Raw genomic sequence first — 17,283 nt, 5'->3', positions numbered from 1 at the left:
CCGGTCCCCGGCCAGGGTGGTTTCGGGCCCCCGCCCACGAGCCTCGGCGGCCCCGGCGGCCCGACGGTCTTCGACCCGTACACGCTGCCTTCCGACGACAACGTGAACGCCTACACCTTCTGCGTGGAGCTCAAGGGGAGCCAGTGGTTCCTGCAGAAGGGCAAGATGATCTCGTACTACGGGAGCATCGAGTTCAACGGCATCGGCAACGGCCGCTTCGACCGGCTGCTGCGCACCAGCTTCCACTCGCCGCTGCACGCCAGCGACTGGGTGGTGGCCGAGGGGCAGGGCAAGATGCTGCTGGCCGACCGCGCCTTCGACGTGAACTCGTACGACCTGGACAACGGCAACCTGACGATCCGGTCGGGCAACCTGCTCGCCTACCAGCCGTCGCTCGCCCTCAAGCAGTCGATCGTCCCGGGCTTCCTGACGCTGATCGGAACCGGCAAGTTCGTGGCTGCGTCCAACGGACCGGTGGTGTTCATGGAGCCGCCGCTGCGCGTGGACCCGCAGGCGCTGGTGGGCTGGGCGGACTGCCCGTCGCCCTGCCACCACTACGACCACGGCTACATGTCGGGGGTCATGGGCGGGCTGCGGTCGCTCACCGGCATCGGGGGAACTTCGGGTGAGGAGCACCAGTTCGAGTTCGTGGGGGCGGGCACGGTGCTGCTGCAGTCATCGGAGATGCTGATGGCCGAGCAGAACGTGGGGGCGGTCGGCACCGGCGCCGCCACGGGCAACGCGCAGGGCGTTCCGGGGGCCGGCCAGGGACCGCTGGGGCAGCTGGGCGTGCCGCGGATGCCGGGGCAGCTCGGTGACCTGCAGCGGCGCTTCGGACTGTGATCCGCGCGGCCGCCCCGACCGATTTTTGTACGTAATTCAACTTCTTAGGTAGAATTCACTCATGGAGACCATGGAGACCGACACCGAGACCGCCACACGCTGGCTGACGGACGCCGAGCAGTGCCTCTGGCGCACCCACCTGGACGTCAGCAGGCTGCTGATGCACCAGCTGGAGAAGGATCTCCAGCCCTTCGGGCTCACCAACAACGACTACGAGATCCTCGTGAACCTCTCGGAGTCGGCCGACCACCGCATGCGGATGAGCGATCTCGCGACCGCCACCCTGCAGTCCAAGAGCCGGCTGTCCCACCAGATCACGCGCATGGAGGCGGCCGGCCTGGTCGTCCGCGTGAACTGCGAGTCCGACCGCCGCGGCCTGTACGCGGTGCTCACGGACCAGGGCATGGAGACCATGCGCAAGGTCGCCCCGCACCACGTGGCATCGGTCCGCCGGCACTTCATCGACCTGCTGGCCCCGGAGGACCTGGCGGCCATCCGCGCCTCCCTGACCCCGGTGGCCGAGCACCTGCGCGCCAACCGCGGCAAGGCCTGAGGCCCGCCGGGCGCCACCGCGCGGTCGGCCGGACAATGGGCACTATCCGCCCGCTGCCGGCCGACCGCCGAGCAACCGTGAGCGCCATGGCCGGCCTGAGGAGGTCCAAGCCATGAAGCGCAACGCGTACATCGCTGCGGCCGCGTCCGTGGTCCTGATCGCAGGAGGCCCGGCGGCGGCCGCGGCAGCGGCATCCGCCGACACGGCGAGAACCGCCCCCGCCGCAGTGGCCCCGGCCGACGTGGACGCCCAGGCGGCCGCGGCGGCGGCCCTGAAGACGTACCCCGGCGTCGTGGAGTCCCTCGACAAGGACGACGCCGTCTGGCACGTCGACGTCATCGGCAAGAACGGCAAGCACGCGGAACTGACGGTCGACACCCGCAGCGGCAAGGTGTTCACCGAGAACGCGGACGACGACAGCGACGACAGCGGCGGGAACAAGGCGCTGCTCGCCGCGAAGGTCGACGCCCAGCAGGCGATGAAGGCAGCCCTCGCCGCGCACCCCGGGAAGGTCTGGTCGGTGGAGTGGGACGACGACGGCGGCGCCGCCTACTGGCACGTCGAGGTCAAGGAATCCGGCGGCAAGACCTGGAACGCCCACGTGGACCCCACGACGGGCAAGGTCACCGCAGCCTCCGACGACAACGACAACGACAACAACTGAACCGGACTCGCCGCGCAATCCGGCCCCGGGGCACATCCGGCCCCGCCGGCGTTTGAGGCGCGGGATCCGGGGCAGCGCCCCGGCAACGGCGCCGCACGGACACCCGCGCCCCGGCGGCCCGCGCCCGAGCGGCCCGCGCCTCAGCCCTCCGTCAGCGTCGCCAGCAGCGCATCCGCCGCCGCGTACGGGTCCAGCTCACCGGCGGCGACCCGCCCCGCCAGCGCGTCCAGGTGCGCATCGCCGTGCAGATCGGCCATCCGCGCCCGCAGCGTGGTGACGGCGATGGTCTCCACCTCCCGCGCGGCCCGAGCGGCCCGCCGCTCGGCCAGCACCCCGCGCTCGTCCATCCACGCCCGGTGCTTCTCCAGCGCCTCGACGAGCTCGTCGATGCCCTGGCCCCGGGCCGCGACCGTCTTCACGATCGGCGGCCGCCAGTCCTCCCGGCCGCGCGCCTCCCCCAGGCCCAGCATGTGGTTCAGCTCCCGGGCCGTGGCGTCCGCGCCGTCCCGGTCGGCCTTGTTCACCACGTACACGTCGCCGATCTCCAGGATGCCCGCCTTCGCGGCCTGGATCCCGTCGCCCATCCCGGGGGCCAGCAGCACCACCGAGGTGTCGGCCTGCGAGGCGATCTCCACCTCCGACTGCCCGACCCCGACCGTCTCGACCAGGATCACGTCGCAGCCGGCCGCGTCCAGCACCCGGATCGCCTGCGGCGCGGCCCATGCCAGACCGCCCAGGTGCCCCCGGGTGGCCATGGACCGGATGTACACGCCCGGGTCCGAGGCGTGGTCGGACATGCGCACCCGGTCGCCGAGCAGCGCACCGCCCGAGAAGGGCGAGGACGGGTCGACGGCGAGGACGCCGACCCGCTTCCCGGCCTTGCGGTACGCGGAGACCAGCGCCGAGGTCGAGGTCGACTTGCCGACGCCCGGCGACCCCGTCAGCCCCACCACGTACGCCCCGCCCGTGAGCGGGGCCAGGGCGGCCATCACCTCCCGCAGCTGCGGGGACGCCCCCTCGACCAGCGAGATCAGCCGGGCCACTGCTCTCGGCCTGCCTTCACGGGCCTGGGCCACCAGCTGGGGGACGTCCACCGCCGTCATACGTGCTGCGCTCCTCGAGGACTACGGGACTTCGGGACTACGGGTACGGGCCGGTGCCGGCCGTCAGGCCTGCGGCACGCGCACGATCAGCGCGTCGCCCTGCCCGCCGCCGCCGCACAGCGCGGCCGCGCCGACGCCGCCGCCGCGGCGCTTGAGCTCGAGCGCCAGGTGCAGCACCACGCGGGCGCCGGACATGCCGATCGGGTGGCCCAGGGCGATGGCGCCGCCGTTGACGTTCACCGTTTCCGGGTCCACGCCGAGGTCCTTCATCGACTGCACGGCGACGGCCGCGAAGGCCTCGTTGATCTCGATGAGGTCCAGGTCGCCGACCTCCAGGCCCTCCTTCTTCAGGGCGTGCAGGATCGCGTTGGACGGCTGCGACTGCAGGGAGTTGTCGGGACCGGCCACGTTGCCGTGGGCGCCGATCTCGGCGAGCCACTCCAGGCCCAGCTCCTCCGCCTTGGCCTTGCTCATCACGACGACGGCGGCCGCGCCGTCGCTGATCTGCGAGGAGGTGCCGGCGGTGATGGTGCCGTCCTTGGCGAAGGCCGGGCGCAGCTTGCCGAGGGACTCGACGGTGGTCTCGGGGCGGATGCCCTCGTCGTGCGCGAAGACGACCGGGTCGCCCTTGCGCTGCGGAATGTGCACCGGGGTGATCTCGGCTTCGAAGACGCCGTTCTTCTGCGCGGCGGCGGCCCGCTGGTGGGAGGCCGCGGCGAACTCGTCCTGCGGGGCGCGCTCGATGCCGAGGCGGGTGTTGTGCTTCTCGGTGGACTCGCCCATCGCGATGTTCTCGAAGGCGTCGGTGAGGCCGTCGTAGGCCATCGCGTCGAGCATCTCGATGGCGCCGTACTTGAAGCCCTCGCGGGACTTGGGCAGCAGGTGCGGGGCGTTCGTCATGGACTCCTGGCCGCCCGCGACCACGATGTCGAACTCGCCGGCGCGGATGAGCTGGTCCGCCAGCGCGATCGCGTCGAGGCCCGAGAGGCACACCTTGTTGATGGTGAGCGCCGGGACGTTCATCGGGATGCCGGCCTTGACGGCGGCCTGGCGGGCCGGGATCTGGCCCGCGCCGGCCTGGAGGACCTGGCCCATGATCACGTACTGGACCTGGTCGCCGGTGATTCCGGCCCGCTCCAGCGCGGACTTGATGGCGACGCCGCCGAGGTCGGCACCCGAGAAGGACTTCAGCGAGCCGAGCAGCCGCCCCATGGGGGTGCGGGCCCCGGCGACGATCACTGACGTGGTGTTGTTCGTTCCGGACATGAGGCACAGCCCCTTGAAGATGAGGAGTGAACGAGGGTTTACCCGAATGTACTGAGCGGTACCCGCGCCGTCACCGGCATGTCGGTGTGATCGCTGGCACGTTGCGTGACCACCCTCGCGGGCGGTGCACTGGTCCCATGCTGACAAGAATCGACCACATCGGGATCGCCTGCTTCGACCTGGACAAGACCGTCGAGTTCTACCGTGCCACGTACGGCTTCGAGGTGTTCCACTCCGAGGTCAACGAGGAGCAGGGCGTCCGCGAGGCCATGCTCAAGATCAACGAGACCTCCGACGGCGGCGCCTCCTACCTCCAGCTCCTGGAGCCCACCCGCGAGGACTCCGCGGTGGGCAAGTGGCTGGCGAAGAACGGCGAGGGCGTCCACCACATCGCCTTCGGCACCGAGGACGTCCTCGGCGACTCGGAGGCCATCCGCGGCAAGGGCGTCCGCGTCCTCTACGACCAGCCCCGCACCGGCTCCATGGGCTCGTCGATCACCTTCCTGCACCCGAAGGACTGCCACGGCGTCCTGACCGAGCTCGTCACCTCCAACCCCGAGCAGTCGGCCGACCACCACTGACGGCCCGCGTCGCGGCACACCACCGGGCCGTGGTGTGCCGTCCGCCGTACGGACACCGTGCGTTTCCTTGATCACATGCCGGGCGGTCCGCCCTCCGGGCCCTCCCGCCCCCGCCCGGCCCCAAGTGCTCCGCGCCGGCGTCCGAACGCCGCAAATCGCCCCTCCGCGGACCCGGTGGGGGAATTGCCGCGTGCCCGGCTTCCGGAGTACCCGCAAGAGTGCACTGATGTCCCCTATCCCCGGCCGGTAGAGTGGCCATGGCTCGGCCGGGATTCGGTGCGGAGACGGTGTCGGGGCCTGTGAGGTCTGCCCCGGTATCTGACACCATGCCCCGGGGGCGTCGTTCAGCGGGCGAGCGATGCTCATTTGGGAGTGAGCTTGCGACCAGGGGACGGATGGGACCGCGCTGTGCGGGGCTACGAAAGCCAGGAGAGCCATCAGGCCGAGGCCGACCATCTCTCGCGCTTCGAGGCCGAGATGGAGCGGCTGAAGAAGGAGCGCGGGAAGGCCGTCCAGCACGCTGAGGACCTGGGGTACCAGGTCGAGGTGCTGCGCGCCAAGCTCCACGAGGTGCGACGGGCCCTGGCGTCCCGGCCCGCCTACGACGGCGCGGACATGGGCTACCAGGCGGAGCAGCTGCTCCGCAATGCCCAGATCCAGGCCGACCAGATGCGCTCCGACGCCGAGCGCGAGCTCCGCGATGCCCGGGCGCAGACCCAGCGCATCCTGCAGGAGCACGCCGAACACCAGTCCCGGCTCCAGGCGGAGCTGCACGCCGAGGCCGTCAACCGGCGCCAGCGGCTGGACCAGGAGCTCAACGAGCGCCGCCAGACCGTCGAGGCCCACGTCAACGAGAACGTGGCCTGGGCCGAGCAGCTCCGCGCCCGTACCGAGTCCCAGGCGCGCCGCCTCATGGAGGAGTCCCGCGCCGAGGCCGAGCAGTCCCTGAACGCCGCCCGCGCCGAGGCCGCCCGCGTCGCCGAGGAGACCCGGCGCCGGATCGCCGCCGACGCGGAGGCCACGCGCGCGGAGGCCGAAGCCACGCTGCTGCGCGCCCGCAAGGAGGCCGAGCGGCTGCTGACCGCCGCCTCCGCGCAGGCCCAGGAGGCCACCGAGCACGCGGAGCGGCTGCGCTCCACCACCTCCGCCGAGGCCGAGCAGACCCGGCAGCAGACCCTCGACCTCGGCCGGGTGGCCGAGGCGCGGGCGCAGGAGGCCGATGCCGCGCTGCGCACGGCCCGGGCCGAGGCCGAGAAGCTCCTCGCCGAGGCCAAGGAGAGCGCGGCCCGCCAGCTCTCGTCGGCGGAGTCCGTCAACGAGCAGCGCACCCGTACCGCCAAGGAGCAGGTCGCCCGGCTGGTCGGCGAGGCCACGAAGGAGGCCGAGACCCTCAAGGCGGAGGCCGAGCAGGCCCTGGCCGACGCCCGCGCGGAGGCGGAGCGGCTGCGCACCGAGGCCGGGGAGCAGGCCCGTACGGCCGCCGCCGAGGACATGGCGGCGCAGCTGGCGAAGGCGGCCCGCACCGCCGAGGACGTACTGAACAAGGCATCGGAGGACGCCCGGGCCACCACCCGCGCCGCGTCCGAGGAGGCCGAGCGGATCCGCCGCGAGGCCGAGGCGGAGGCCGACCGGCTGCGCCTCCAGGCGGCGGCGACGGCCGATGAGCTCAAGGGCGCCGCGAAGGACGACACCGAGGAGTACCGGGCCCGCACGGTCGAGCTCCAGGAGGAGGCCCGCAGGCTGCGCGGCGAGGCCGAGCAGCTGCGTGCGGAGGCCGTCGCCGAGGGCGAGCGGATCCGCGGCGAGGCGCGCCGCGAGGCCGTCCAGCAGATCGAGGAGGCGGCCCGGACCGCCGAGGAGCTGCTCGGCAAGGCCAAGGCGGACGCGGACGAGCTGCGCGGCGGGGCGACCGCCGAGAGCGAGCGGGTCCGCGCCGAGGCCGTCGAGCGGGCCGGCACGCTGCGCAAGCAGGCCGAGGAGACCCTGGAGCGGACCCGCGCCGAGGCGGAACGGCTGCGCGCCGAGGCCGAGGAGCAGGCGCAGGCCGCGGTGGCCGAGGCGGAGGCGGCTGCCCTCGCCCGGCGCGAGGAGACCGAGCAGGCGCTGGCCGCGAAGCGGGCGGAGGCCGACGAGGAGCTCGTACGGCTCCACACGGACGCCGAGGCCCGGCTGGCCACGGCCGAGCAGACGCTGCGCGACGCCCGCGCGGCGGCGGAGAACATCCGCCGGGAGACCGCCGAGGAGTCCGACCGGCTCCGCGCCGAGTCCGCGGAGCGGATCCGCACGCTCCAGACCCAGTCGGAGGCCGAGGCCGACCAGCTGCGCACCGACGCCGCGGACGACGCGGGCCGGGTGCGCGCCGAGGCCGAGCAGGTGGCCGTACGGCTGCGCAGCGAGGCCGAGACCGAGGCCGAGCGGGTGCGCACCGAGGCGCAGGAGACCGCGGACCGGCTGCGCGCCGAGGCGAAGGCGGCGGCCGAGCGGGTCGCCGAGGAGGCCGCGGAGGCGCTGGCCGCCGCGCAGGAGGAGGCCGCCCGGCGCCGCCGCGAGTCCGAGGAGACCCTGGCGGCGGCCCGGACCGACGCGGAGAGCGAGCGGGCCCAGGCCCGCGAGCAGAGCGAGGAACTGCTGGCGCAGGCGCGCAAGCGCTCCGAGGAGGCGCAGGCCGAGGCGGTCTGGCTGACCGAGGAGGCCGAGCGGCGCGCGTCGGAGGTCGTGTCGGCGGCGGAGGCCACCGCCCAGCAGGTGCGGGACGCCGTGGCGGGTCTGCACGAGCAGGCCGAGGAGGAGATCACCGGGCTGCGCAGCGCCGCCGAGCACGCGGCGGAGCGCGCGAAGACGGAGGCCGAGGAAGAGGCCGCCCGGGTGCGCGCCGACGCGTACGCGGAGCGGGAGCGGGCCACCGAGGACGCCAACCGGATCCGCAGCGAGGCCCGCACCGAGACGGACGCGGCGAAGGCGCTGGCCGAGCGCACGGTCGCCGACGCGATCGCCGAGGCGGAGCAGCTGCGCACCGACACGGCGGAGTACGCGCAGCGGGTGCGCACGGAGGCCACGGACGCGCTGGCCTCGTCCGAGCGCGACGCGGCCCGTACCCGGGCGGACGCCCGCGAGGACGCGAACCGGATCCGCGGCGAGGCGGCGGAGTCCCTGGAGTCGGCCCGCGCCGAGGGGGCCCGGATCACCGCCGAGGCCACTGCCGAGGCGGAGCGGCACACCGAGGAGACCCGCGCCGCGAACGCGGAGACCGTCGGCGAGGCCGCGGAGGAGGCCGAGCGGCTCACCCGCGAGGCCGCCGAGGCCGCCGAGGCGACCCGCATCGAGGCCGCGGGCATCCTGGACGAGGCCCGCGCCGAGGGCAACCGGCTGCGCACCGAGGCCGCGGAGCAGGCGGACCGGCTCATCACGGAGGCCACGGCCGAGGCCGAGCGCCTCACCGAGGAGACCCGCGCGGCCAACGAGGCCACCGTCGGCGAGGCCGAGGCCGCCGCGGACGCCCTGCGTACGAAGGCGGAGCGGCTCACGGCCCAGGCGGCCGAGACCCTGGTCGCGGCCGAGCGGGACGCGGCGCGCGTGCTGGTCGACGCCCGCAACGAAGGCGACCGGCTGGTCGACGAGACCCGCGCGGCCAACGAGGCCACGGTCGCCGAGGCCGCGAAGGTCCTGGAGGACGCGCGGGCGGAGGGCGGCCGGATCATCGGCGAGGCCACCGCGGAGGCGGAGCGCGTCACGGCCGCGGCGAACGAGACCCTGGCGAGCGCCGAGCGGGAGTCCGAGCGGATCCTCGACGAGGCCCGTGCCGAGGGCAACCGGCTGCGCAGCGAGGCCGCCGAGCAGGCGGACCGGCTCATCACCGAAGCCGCGTCGGAGGCCGACAAGCTCACCGCCGAGACGGCCGCGGAAGCGGACCGGCTCATGGCAGAGACCCGCAAGGCGAACGAGCGCACGGTCGGCGAGGCCGCGAACGAGGCCGAACGGCTGCGCGCGGAGGCGTCGGAGTCCCTGTCCTCGGCGCAGGAGCACGCCACCCGTACCCGGTCGGAGGCCGAGCGGGTCAAGGCGGAGGCGGCGGCCGAGGCGGAGCGCATCCGCAGCGAGGCCCGGAAGGACTCCGAGCGGCTGCTGGACGAGGCGCGCGAGGCGGCCAACAAGCGCCGCAGCGAGGCCGCGGAGCAGGTCGACCGGCTCATCACCGAGGCCGCGGCGGAGGCCGACAAGCTCACCGCCGAGGCGGCGAAGCAGGCCCTGGCCGCCACCACGGGGGCCGAGGAGCAGGCCGACGCGATGGTCGACGCAGCCCGCAAGGAGGCCGCGCGGATCACCTCGGAGGCGACCGTCGAGGGCAACTCCGTGGTGGAGAAGGCCCGTACGGACGCGGACGAGCTGCTGGTCGGTGCGCGCTCGGACGCCGCTGCCATAAGGGAGCGGGCGGAGGAGCTGCGCGGCCGCGTCGAGTCGGAGGTCGAGGAGCTGCACGAGCGGGCCCGCCGGGAGTCTGCCGAGCAGATGAAGTCGGCCGGCGAGCGCGTGGACAAGCTGGTGCGCGCGGCGACCGAGCAGAGCGTCGAGGCGGAGGCGAAGGCCAAGGCCCTGGTGTCGGACGCGAGCAGCGAGGCGAGCAAGGTGCGCATCGCCGCGGTGCGCAAGGCCGAGGCGCTGCTCAAGGAGGCCGAGCAGAAGAAGGCGGAGCTGGCCCGGGAGGCGGAGAACGCCCTGGCCGAGGCGAAGGCGGAGGCCGAGCGGCTCGTCGAGGAGGGCCGCCGTGAGCTGGAGGTCCTGGTGCGCAGGCGTCAGGACATTCAGGGCGAGATCTCCCGTGTCCAGGACGTTCTTGAGGCGTTGGAATCATTCGAGGCGCCTTCGGGCGGCGCGAAGCCGACGGTCGGAAGCCAGGGCTCGGGGGGTGCGAAGGCCGGCGCGACGGCGGGTTCCACTCGATCGGGTGGGAAGTCGTCGGAGGGCTAGTCCGCGAGCGATGAGTGTGCTTCTGACAGGTGTTCAGGCGAACGAGTGACAAGCATTCTGCCGCCTTGCCACTCAAAAGGGGTGTCATTGTCCAGATCAATCGCGGATTGACTCGAAGACACGCCGTCCTGGCGCCTAGGATTCCCCTAACACCTCACGTAGCACCTCATCGGTCTCATTCGACAGGAACCCCATGAGCGACCCTTCCTCCCCCTTCGGCTTCGAGCTCGTGCGGCGCGGTTACGACCGCGGTCAGGTGGACGACCGCATTACCAAGCTGGTCTCCGACCGCGACAGCGCCCTTGGACGTATCAACTCTCTGGAAAAGCGGATCGAGGAGCTGCACCTCGAAACGCAGAACGCCCAGGCCCAGGTGAGCGACGCCGAGCCGTCGTACGCCGGCCTCGGCGCCCGGGTCGAGAAGATCCTGCGCCTGGCCGAGGAGGAGGCGAAGGACCTGCGCGAGGAGGCCCGTCGCGCGGCCGAGCAGCACCGCGAGCTGGCCGAGTCGGCCGCGCAGCAGGTGCGCAACGACGCCGAGTCGTTCGCCGCCGACCGCAAGTCGAAGGCCGAGGACGAGGGCGTCCGCATCGTCGAGAAGGCCAAGGGCGACGCCGCCACCCTGCGCGCCGAGGCCCAGAAGGACGCGGCCTCCAAGCGCGAGGAGGCCGACGCCCTGTTCGAGGAGACCCGCGCCAAGGCCGCCCAGGCCGCCGCGGACTTCGAGACCAACCTGGCCAAGCGCCGCGAGCAGTCCGAGCGCGACCTGGCCTCGCGTCAGGCCAAGGCCGAGAAGCGCCTGGCCGAGATCGAGCACCGCGCCGAGCAGCTGCGTCTGGAGGCCGAGAAGCTCCGTACGGACGCCGAGCGCCGGGCCCGCCAGACGGTGGAGACCGCGCAGCGCCAGGCCGAGGACATCGTGGCCGACGCCAACGCCAAGGCCGACCGCATCCGCAGCGAGTCCGAGCGCGAGCTGGCGGCGCTCACCAACCGCCGCGACTCGATCAACGCCCAGCTGACCAACGTCCGCGAGATGCTGGCGACGCTGACCGGTGCGGCCGTCGCGGCGGCCAACCCGATCGTGGACGACGAGCCCGTCACCCGCGGCGTTCCGGCGCAGCAGACGCGCTGACGCCGCGTTCGCGGTTACCGGGCGGTTCGGTTCGCCCGCTTCGCGACGAAAGCAGGGCCGTGCGTCACCTTTCGTAGGTGGCGTACGGCCCTTCGGCGTTCTAGCGTGGCCTGCATGATCGAGCTTGAGGGCCTTACCAAACGATTCGGCGCGAAGACCGCCGTGGACAACCTCAGCTTCCAGGTCAGACCGGGGGTGGTCACCGGCTTCCTCGGCCCCAACGGGGCGGGCAAGTCCACGACCATGCGCATGATGCTCGACCTCGACAACCCGACCAGCGGTACGGTCCGGATCGACGGGAAGCACTACCGGGACCTGCCGGAGCCGCTGAAGCACATCGGGGCGCTGCTGGACGCGAAAGCCATGAACGGCGGTCGCAGCGCGTACAACAACCTTCTCTGTCTTGCCCAGTCGAACCGGATCCCGAAGAGCCGGGTCGGCGAGGTGCTGGACCTGGTCGGTCTGACCGCCGTGGCGAAGAAGAAGTCCAAAGGATTTTCGCTGGGCATGGGCCAGCGCCTCGGTATCGCCTCCGCACTGCTGGGTGATCCGGAAATCCTGATGTTCGACGAACCCGTCAACGGTCTGGACCCGGAGGGAATTCTCTGGATCCGGAATCTGATGAAGGGGTTGGCCTCGGAGGGGAGGACGATCTTCGTCTCCTCCCATCTGATGAGCGAAATGGCCCTGACGGCAGATCATTTGGTCGTCATCGGTCAGGGAAAACTGCTGGCAGACCTGTCGATGGCCGATTTCATCCAGCAGAACTCGCGCAGTTACGTGCGGCTGCGCTCGCCGCAGCAGGAGCGCCTGAAGGACGTCCTGCACGAGGCGGGCATCCAGGCGGTCGGCGTCCCGGGCACCGGCGCGCTGGAGATCGACGGCGTGGAATCGGAGCGGCTCGGCGAGCTCGCCGCCCAGCACCAGATCGTGCTGCACGAACTCAGCCCGCAACGGGCTTCACTGGAGGAAGCGTTCATGCGCATGACGGCGGATTCCGTCGAGTACCACGCCCACGCCCCGGGCGTACCGGGTGCGCCGGTGCCCGCGGGCTTCACGGCGGACAACCCGGCCCGGCCGGCGGACGTCCCCGCGTGGGGCGCCGGCTTCGAGGCGACGCGCAAGGGCGGCGAGTGACCGTGTCCTCCTTCCCCGCCGTCCTCCAGTCCGAGTGGACCAAGATCCGCACGGTCGCCTCCACCACCTGGTCCCTGATCTCCGCCCTGGTGGTCACCGTCGGGATCAGCGCCGCGCTGTGCGCGGTGATCAACAACTCCTTCGACGGCATGGCGCCGCAGGAGCGGGCCACCTTCGACCCGACGCTGGCCAGCTTCGCCGGAATGACCCTCGGCCAGCTCGCCATGATCGTTTTCGGTGTCCTGGTCGTCGGCACCGAGTACAGCTCGGGCATGATCCGCACCTCGCTGGCCGCCGTGCCCCGGCGCGCGGAGTTCCTCTTCGGCAAGCTCACCGTGGCCACGGGTCTCGCGCTCGTGGTGGGCCTGGTCACCAGCTTCCTGTCCTTCTTCCTCGGGCAGGCCATCCTGGGCGACCGCAGCATCGCCATCAGCGAGCCGAACGTGCTGCGCGCGGTGATCGGCGCAGGCCTCTACATGGCGATGATCGCCCTGTTCTCGATGGGCATGGCCACGATCCTGCGCAGCTCGATCCTGTCCCTCGGCATCCTGATGCCGTTCTTCTTCCTGGTCTCGAACATCCTCGGGGCGGTCGAGGCGACCCGGAAGGTCGCCCAGTACTTCCCGGACCAGGCCGGCGGCAAGATCATGCAGGTCGTCCCCGGCGCGATGGGCAGCGATCCGGCGCCGTACAGCGCCTGGGGCGGCTTCGGGATCATGGTCCTGTGGACGCTGGCAGCGGTACTCGGGGGCTACCTCGTCCTCAAGAAGAGGGACGCGTGAGCGTCGTACCCGTCTGAAGTACTACGGGTGATCCCCGGGTCGGCCTCAGGGTCGGCTCGGGGATCGGCCCGGGACGGAACCACAGGAAGCTCGTTATCCTCTTAAGCCTTACGCGGGCGAAAGTCGTCCCGGCCTGGTAAGGGGCAGTAAAGATGATCGAGGCAGTCGGCCTGACCAAGCGCTACGGCGCGAAGACCGCCGTCGACCAGTTGTCCTTCCAGGTCAAGCCGGGTCACGTCACCGGATTCCTGGGGCCGAACGGCTCCGGGAAGTCCACGACCATGCGCATGATCCTGGGCCTGGACCGGCCCACGTCCGGCCGGGTCACGATCAACGGCCACCCCTTCCGGGAGCTGCCGAACGCCCAGCGGCACGTCGGGGCCCTCCTCGACGCCAAGGCCGTGCACGGCGGCCGCCGGGCGCGCAAGCACCTGCTGTCGATCGCCCAGCTCTCCGGGATCCCCGAGAAGCGGGTGGACGAGGTGCTGGCGGTGGTCGGCCTCCAGGACGTCGCCCAGGTGCGTACGAAGGGCTTCTCGCTCGGCATGGGCCAGCGGCTCGGCATCGCCACCGCCCTGCTCGGCGACCCCCAGGTACTGCTGTTCGACGAACCGGTCAACGGCCTCGACCCCGAGGGCATCCTCTGGGTGCGCAACCTCATGAAGCGGCTCGCCGCCGAGGGCCGTACCGTCTTCGTCTCCTCGCACCTGATGAGCGAGATGGCGCTGACCGCCGACCACCTGATCGTGATCGGCCGGGGCCGGCTGCTGGCCGACATGGGCACGCAGGAATTCATCACGCACAATTCGGCCGGATTCGCTCGGGTGCGCACGGCCGACACCGACCCCGATGGCCGGGACGCACTGGGTGCGGTCCTGCGCGAGGCGGGCGGCCGGGTCCTCCAGGAGACCGACGGTGCACTGCGCGTGACCGGTGTGGAGCTGCCGCGGATCTCCGACCTCGCGCACGGGGCCGGCATCCGGCTGTGGGAGCTGTCGCCGCACCGGGCCTCGCTGGAGGAGGCGTACATGCGGATGACCCAGTCCTCCGTCGAGTACACCTCCACCGACGACCCCCGGGCCGAGCTGTGGGAGCCGGAGCCGCTCACGGTCCCGGAGTGGGAGGGCGAGGCGGCCGCACCGGAGGTCCCGCAGGCCGGGTTCTTCGCTCCGCCGCCGCCCGGCGCGGGCGGCCGGCCCTTCCTGATGCCCAGCGACCCCGGCGAGCTCGCCGGCGCCGTGAAGAACGACCCCGAGGACGCACGATGACCGCGCCGGCCACGTACAGCTCGCCGCTGCCGACACCGCGGCCGCATCTGGGGCACGCCCTGGCCTCGGAGTGGACCAAGATGGTCTCGGTCCGCTCCACCCTGTGGACGCTCGGGGCGCTCGTGCTGACCGTCGTCGGCATCGGGCTGCTCTTCGTCGTGCAGACCGTCGACCGGGACTACACGGACATCTCCTTCACCACGCCGGCCCTCTTCGGCCTGCTGGTGGGGCAGCTCGCCGTGATGGTGCTCGGTGTCCTGACGATCACCTCGGAGCACGCCACCGGTCTGGCCCGGACCACCTTCACGGCCGCCCCCGACCGGCACCGCGTGCTCACCGCGAAGTACCTCGTCTTCAGTGCCACCGCCTTCCTCGTCACCGCCGGCTCCGTCTTCCTCGTGGGCCTGGGCGCGGCGCTCGTCCACAACGGCTCCGCCGCCGGTCCTCACGCGACGTCCGAGTGGCTCGGCGCGATGGCGGGCGCCTTCTACGTGACCCTGCTGGGCGTGCTGGCCCTGTCCGTCGGGGCGCTGCTGCGGCACTCGGCCGGGGCGATCGCCGTGATGCTGGGCGTGGTCACGCTGCCCCCGGTGATAGGCGGGATGCTCAGCAGCTGGGAGGCGCTCCAGCCCGTGGGCTCGGCGATCCTGCGGCACAACGCGCCGGTGGCGCTGATGAAGCTGTTCGGCATGCCGGCCGGGAGCGACATGGGCGCGCCGACCAGCGATCTCTCCCACCTGGCACTGATCGCGCTGGTCACCGGCGCCACCGTGGCCGCCTCCTACGTGGTGGTCGGCCGCCGGGACGTCTGAGGCCCTAGTACCTGGGCGCGTTGCGGGACCGCTGCACCTTCGAGGTGCGGCGGTCCTTCGCGTTCCAGCAGGCCTTGTGCCAGTGGCGCCGGTCGTCCACGCCGCCGTACTCCGGCCAGGCCACCAGGTGCGGGGTGCCGGAGGGGATCTCCTGGTCGCAGCCGGGGCAGCGGTAGCGCTTGCCCGCCGCACTCGCGCCCGCGACGTGCCGCACCTTCCAGTCCTCGCCCTGGTACTCCTCGGTGCGCTCCAGCCCGTAGCGGTCGAAGCCGGTGTTGGGGCGTTCCTCCGGGGTCTCGCCGCCTCGGGGTCGGTTGTGGCGCGGTGACACGTATACCTCACGGATGAGCGGCGGCAGGGACTTTCTCCCAGACTACGCGCAGCGAGCCGGGGTACCCGCAGGGTGGTCGTGGAAGGCGGCTGCACGACGGGAGATGGCCCGACAATCCCAATAACTTTCCTGTCAGCCCGTGCCTTTGGCACGTGTCAGACGTTGTTGCCATAGGAAGAACCGGTCCGCCTGGGGGAGGCCGCGTCAGCCGCGAGGAGGCTAAAGGCGATGCGCGTAGGAGCGTTTGTACTGGCTGCCCAGTTCCCGGGGCAGGGACAGGGCGAGGCACTGCACCGGGCGGTGCGGACGGCCGAGGTGGCGGAGGAGGCCGGGCTCGACGCGGTCTGGCTGGCCGAGCACCACTTCGTCCCGTACGGGGTGTGCCCCTCGGCCGTGACCCTGGCCGCCCTGCTGCTGGGGCGGACCCGGCGGCTCCGGGTGGGCACGGCGGTGAGCGTACTGCCGAACGCGCACCCGGTGGCCCTCGGCGAGCAGGCCGCCCTGCTGCACCTGACCTCCGGCGGGCGGTTCACGCTCGGCGTGGGCCGCGGCGGGCCGTGGGTGGACCTGGAGGTCTTCGAGGGCGGCCTGGACTCGTACGAGAACGGCTTCCCGGAGGCGCTGGACCTGCTGCGGCGCTGGCTGACCGAGCCGCGCGTGGGTGCGGCCGGCGAGCGGTACGGCTTCCGCGAGGTGGCCGTCGTACCGCGGCCCTCGGAAGCCCTCGACGGGGACGGGACGGGCCCGGAGGTCATCGTGGCCTGCACCTCGCCCGCGTCGGTCCGGCTCGCCGCAGAGCGGGGGCTGCCGATGCTGCTGGGCATGCACTGCGGGGACGAGGAGAAGGCGGAGATGGTCGCGCTGTGGCGGCGGACCGCCCTGGAGGCGGGCCGTTCCGCGGACTTCGTGGCCGGTGCGGGCCATGTGTCCGCCGGGGTGTGCCAGCTGGCGGACAGCACGGCCGACGCCCGTGAAACGCTGGTGAAGTCGATGCCGGGCTGGCTGAAGCAGGGCCTGGACGCGCACGTGACGGTGGACGGCCGGATCCGCTCGATGCGGGATCCCGTCGCGTACACGGAACTCCTGTGCGACCTGCACCCGGTGGGAACCCCGGCCCTGGCGGCGGACCGTCTGGCGGCCACGTCCGCCCGGACCGGCATCACGCGCTTCGCCCTCCTGACGGAGGGCTCCGGGGATCTCGCCGCGACGGAGGAGAACGTACGGCGCCTCGGCGCCGAGGTCCTGCCCCGTCTCGGCTGAGATCCGCCGGGAGGCACGGGTGGTGCGATCAGTACGAATGGTGCGGGTGGTGCAGGTAGTACGGATTGTGCGGGTGGTGCGGGCTAGCAGTCGCGCAGTGTCGGCGACTGGTTGAGCAGCTGGCCGCGGATCGAAGTGAACTTGGCCAGCCGGTCGTCCACCGAGGGATCAAGCGGGAACACCGCTACCCGGTGGCAGTTCTGGAATGCCAGGCGCACTCCGAAGTGGCGCTGCAGCGCACCTCGTATCGCGTCACTCGCAAGAGCGCGCAGCAGCTGCCCACGCGCCTGCTCGTCCGGCGGCGGCGTCTGGTTGTCGGCGAACTCTCCGCCGTCCACTTTCAGCTGGGCCACCAGCGAGCTGATCATCTCCCATGCGTAGGGCAGGGAGGTCCGGACGCAGTCGACGAATGCGGCTTCGTCGACCTCGCCTCGCTCGGCCTGTTCGAGTAGGGCCGGTGAGACGTCGAGCGACATGGGTTCTCCTCTCGCGGCCCCGGCCGATTGGGTTGCCGGAGCCTTACGGGCAGGGAAGGAGATCGCGACGCAGCGTGCACGCTCCGCAACCTCCCGCTCACCACGGTAGG

15 protein-coding genes are annotated in these 17,283 nt (G+C 72.2%); 11 read left to right on the top strand and 4 right to left on the bottom strand.

Translation table 11 applies throughout. The features are described from left to right. The first annotated feature begins 84 nt into the window (after positions 1-84). The 3 genes from ACIGFK_RS21660 to ACIGFK_RS21650 all read left to right on the top strand — a co-directional run bounded on the left by ACIGFK_RS21660 (position 85) and on the right by ACIGFK_RS21650 (position 2,060). Complete coding sequence (locus ACIGFK_RS21660; RefSeq protein WP_376658858.1) at positions 85-843, top strand: AIM24 family protein; 759 nt, start codon at positions 85-87, stop codon at positions 841-843. 70 nt (positions 844-913) lie between these two features. Continuing rightward, positions 914-1,396 carry a MarR family winged helix-turn-helix transcriptional regulator gene (locus tag ACIGFK_RS21655; protein ID WP_376658857.1) on the top strand — a complete coding sequence of 161 codons (483 nt, stop codon included), beginning with the start codon at positions 914-916 and terminating at the stop codon, positions 1,394-1,396. 112 nt (positions 1,397-1,508) lie between these two features. Further along, entirely contained in the window at positions 1,509-2,060 is a 552-nt protein-coding gene (locus ACIGFK_RS21650; RefSeq protein ID WP_400053169.1) for a PepSY domain-containing protein, read from the top strand. Positions 2,061-2,200: 140 nt separating this feature from the next. On the opposite strand, the gene meaB is transcribed toward ACIGFK_RS21650, so the two are convergent. Continuing rightward, on the bottom strand, positions 2,201-3,163 hold the full coding sequence (meaB, locus tag ACIGFK_RS21645) for a methylmalonyl Co-A mutase-associated GTPase MeaB (RefSeq protein WP_376658841.1): 963 nt from the start codon (positions 3,161-3,163) through the stop codon (positions 2,201-2,203). Positions 3,164-3,226: 63 nt separating this feature from the next. Beyond that, positions 3,227-4,429: an acetyl-CoA C-acetyltransferase gene (locus ACIGFK_RS21640; RefSeq protein WP_376658840.1), complete on the bottom strand. Its 1,203-nt coding sequence runs from the start codon at positions 4,427-4,429 to the stop codon at positions 3,227-3,229. Positions 4,430-4,566: 137 nt separating this feature from the next. Between ACIGFK_RS21640 and mce the strand changes: the two genes are divergently transcribed. The 7 genes from mce (at position 4,567) to ACIGFK_RS21605 (ending at position 15,106) form a co-directional block, all read left to right on the top strand. Further along, positions 4,567-5,010 carry a methylmalonyl-CoA epimerase gene (gene mce, locus ACIGFK_RS21635; RefSeq protein ID WP_376658839.1) on the top strand — a complete coding sequence of 148 codons (444 nt, stop codon included), beginning with the start codon at positions 4,567-4,569 and terminating at the stop codon, positions 5,008-5,010. A gap of 408 nt (positions 5,011-5,418) precedes the next feature. Beyond that, entirely contained in the window at positions 5,419-9,975 is a 4,557-nt protein-coding gene (gene scy / locus ACIGFK_RS21630; RefSeq protein ID WP_386469113.1) for a polarized growth protein Scy, read from the top strand. Positions 9,976-10,168: 193 nt separating this feature from the next. After that, positions 10,169-11,107: a cellulose-binding protein gene (locus tag ACIGFK_RS21625; protein ID WP_376658837.1), complete on the top strand. Its 939-nt coding sequence runs from the start codon at positions 10,169-10,171 to the stop codon at positions 11,105-11,107. A gap of 114 nt (positions 11,108-11,221) precedes the next feature. Continuing rightward, a complete protein-coding gene (locus ACIGFK_RS21620) occupies positions 11,222-12,244 on the top strand; it encodes an ABC transporter ATP-binding protein (RefSeq protein WP_376658836.1) in 1,023 nt (340 codons plus the stop codon). Between the two features lie 2 nt (positions 12,245-12,246). Beyond that, positions 12,247-13,026 (top strand): ABC transporter permease subunit, encoded by a 780-nt coding sequence (locus ACIGFK_RS21615; RefSeq protein WP_400053212.1) that lies wholly within the window; start codon positions 12,247-12,249, stop codon positions 13,024-13,026. 152 nt (positions 13,027-13,178) lie between these two features. After that, a complete protein-coding gene (locus ACIGFK_RS21610) occupies positions 13,179-14,294 on the top strand; it encodes an ABC transporter ATP-binding protein (RefSeq protein ID WP_376658835.1) in 1,116 nt (371 codons plus the stop codon). Further along, complete coding sequence (locus ACIGFK_RS21605; RefSeq protein WP_400053166.1) at positions 14,291-15,106, top strand: ABC transporter permease; 816 nt, start codon at positions 14,291-14,293, stop codon at positions 15,104-15,106. Before ACIGFK_RS21610 ends, ACIGFK_RS21605 begins: the two co-directional genes overlap by 4 nt. A 4-nt stretch (positions 15,107-15,110) precedes the next feature. On the opposite strand, the gene ACIGFK_RS21600 is transcribed toward ACIGFK_RS21605, so the two are convergent. Continuing rightward, a complete protein-coding gene (locus ACIGFK_RS21600) occupies positions 15,111-15,437 on the bottom strand; it encodes an ATP/GTP-binding protein (RefSeq protein ID WP_400053164.1) in 327 nt (108 codons plus the stop codon). A gap of 228 nt (positions 15,438-15,665) precedes the next feature. On the opposite strand from ACIGFK_RS21600, the gene ACIGFK_RS21595 reads away from it, so the two are divergent. Then, positions 15,666-16,697 carry an LLM class flavin-dependent oxidoreductase gene (locus tag ACIGFK_RS21595; protein ID WP_376658832.1) on the top strand — a complete coding sequence of 344 codons (1,032 nt, stop codon included), beginning with the start codon at positions 15,666-15,668 and terminating at the stop codon, positions 16,695-16,697. An 83-nt stretch (positions 16,698-16,780) separates the two neighbouring features. On the opposite strand, the gene ACIGFK_RS21590 is transcribed toward ACIGFK_RS21595, so the two are convergent. Further along, complete coding sequence (locus tag ACIGFK_RS21590; protein WP_376658831.1) at positions 16,781-17,173, bottom strand: SCO5389 family protein; 393 nt, start codon at positions 17,171-17,173, stop codon at positions 16,781-16,783. Positions 17,174-17,283 lie beyond the last annotated feature (110 nt).

Origin of the sequence: Streptomyces sp. NPDC085524 (genome assembly GCF_044541755.1) — a bacterium.
Lineage (GTDB): Bacteria > Actinomycetota > Actinomycetes > Streptomycetales > Streptomycetaceae > Streptomyces.
The sequence above is the reverse complement of the archived record's forward strand: the minus strand, read 5'-3'. Positions and strand labels throughout refer to the sequence as shown.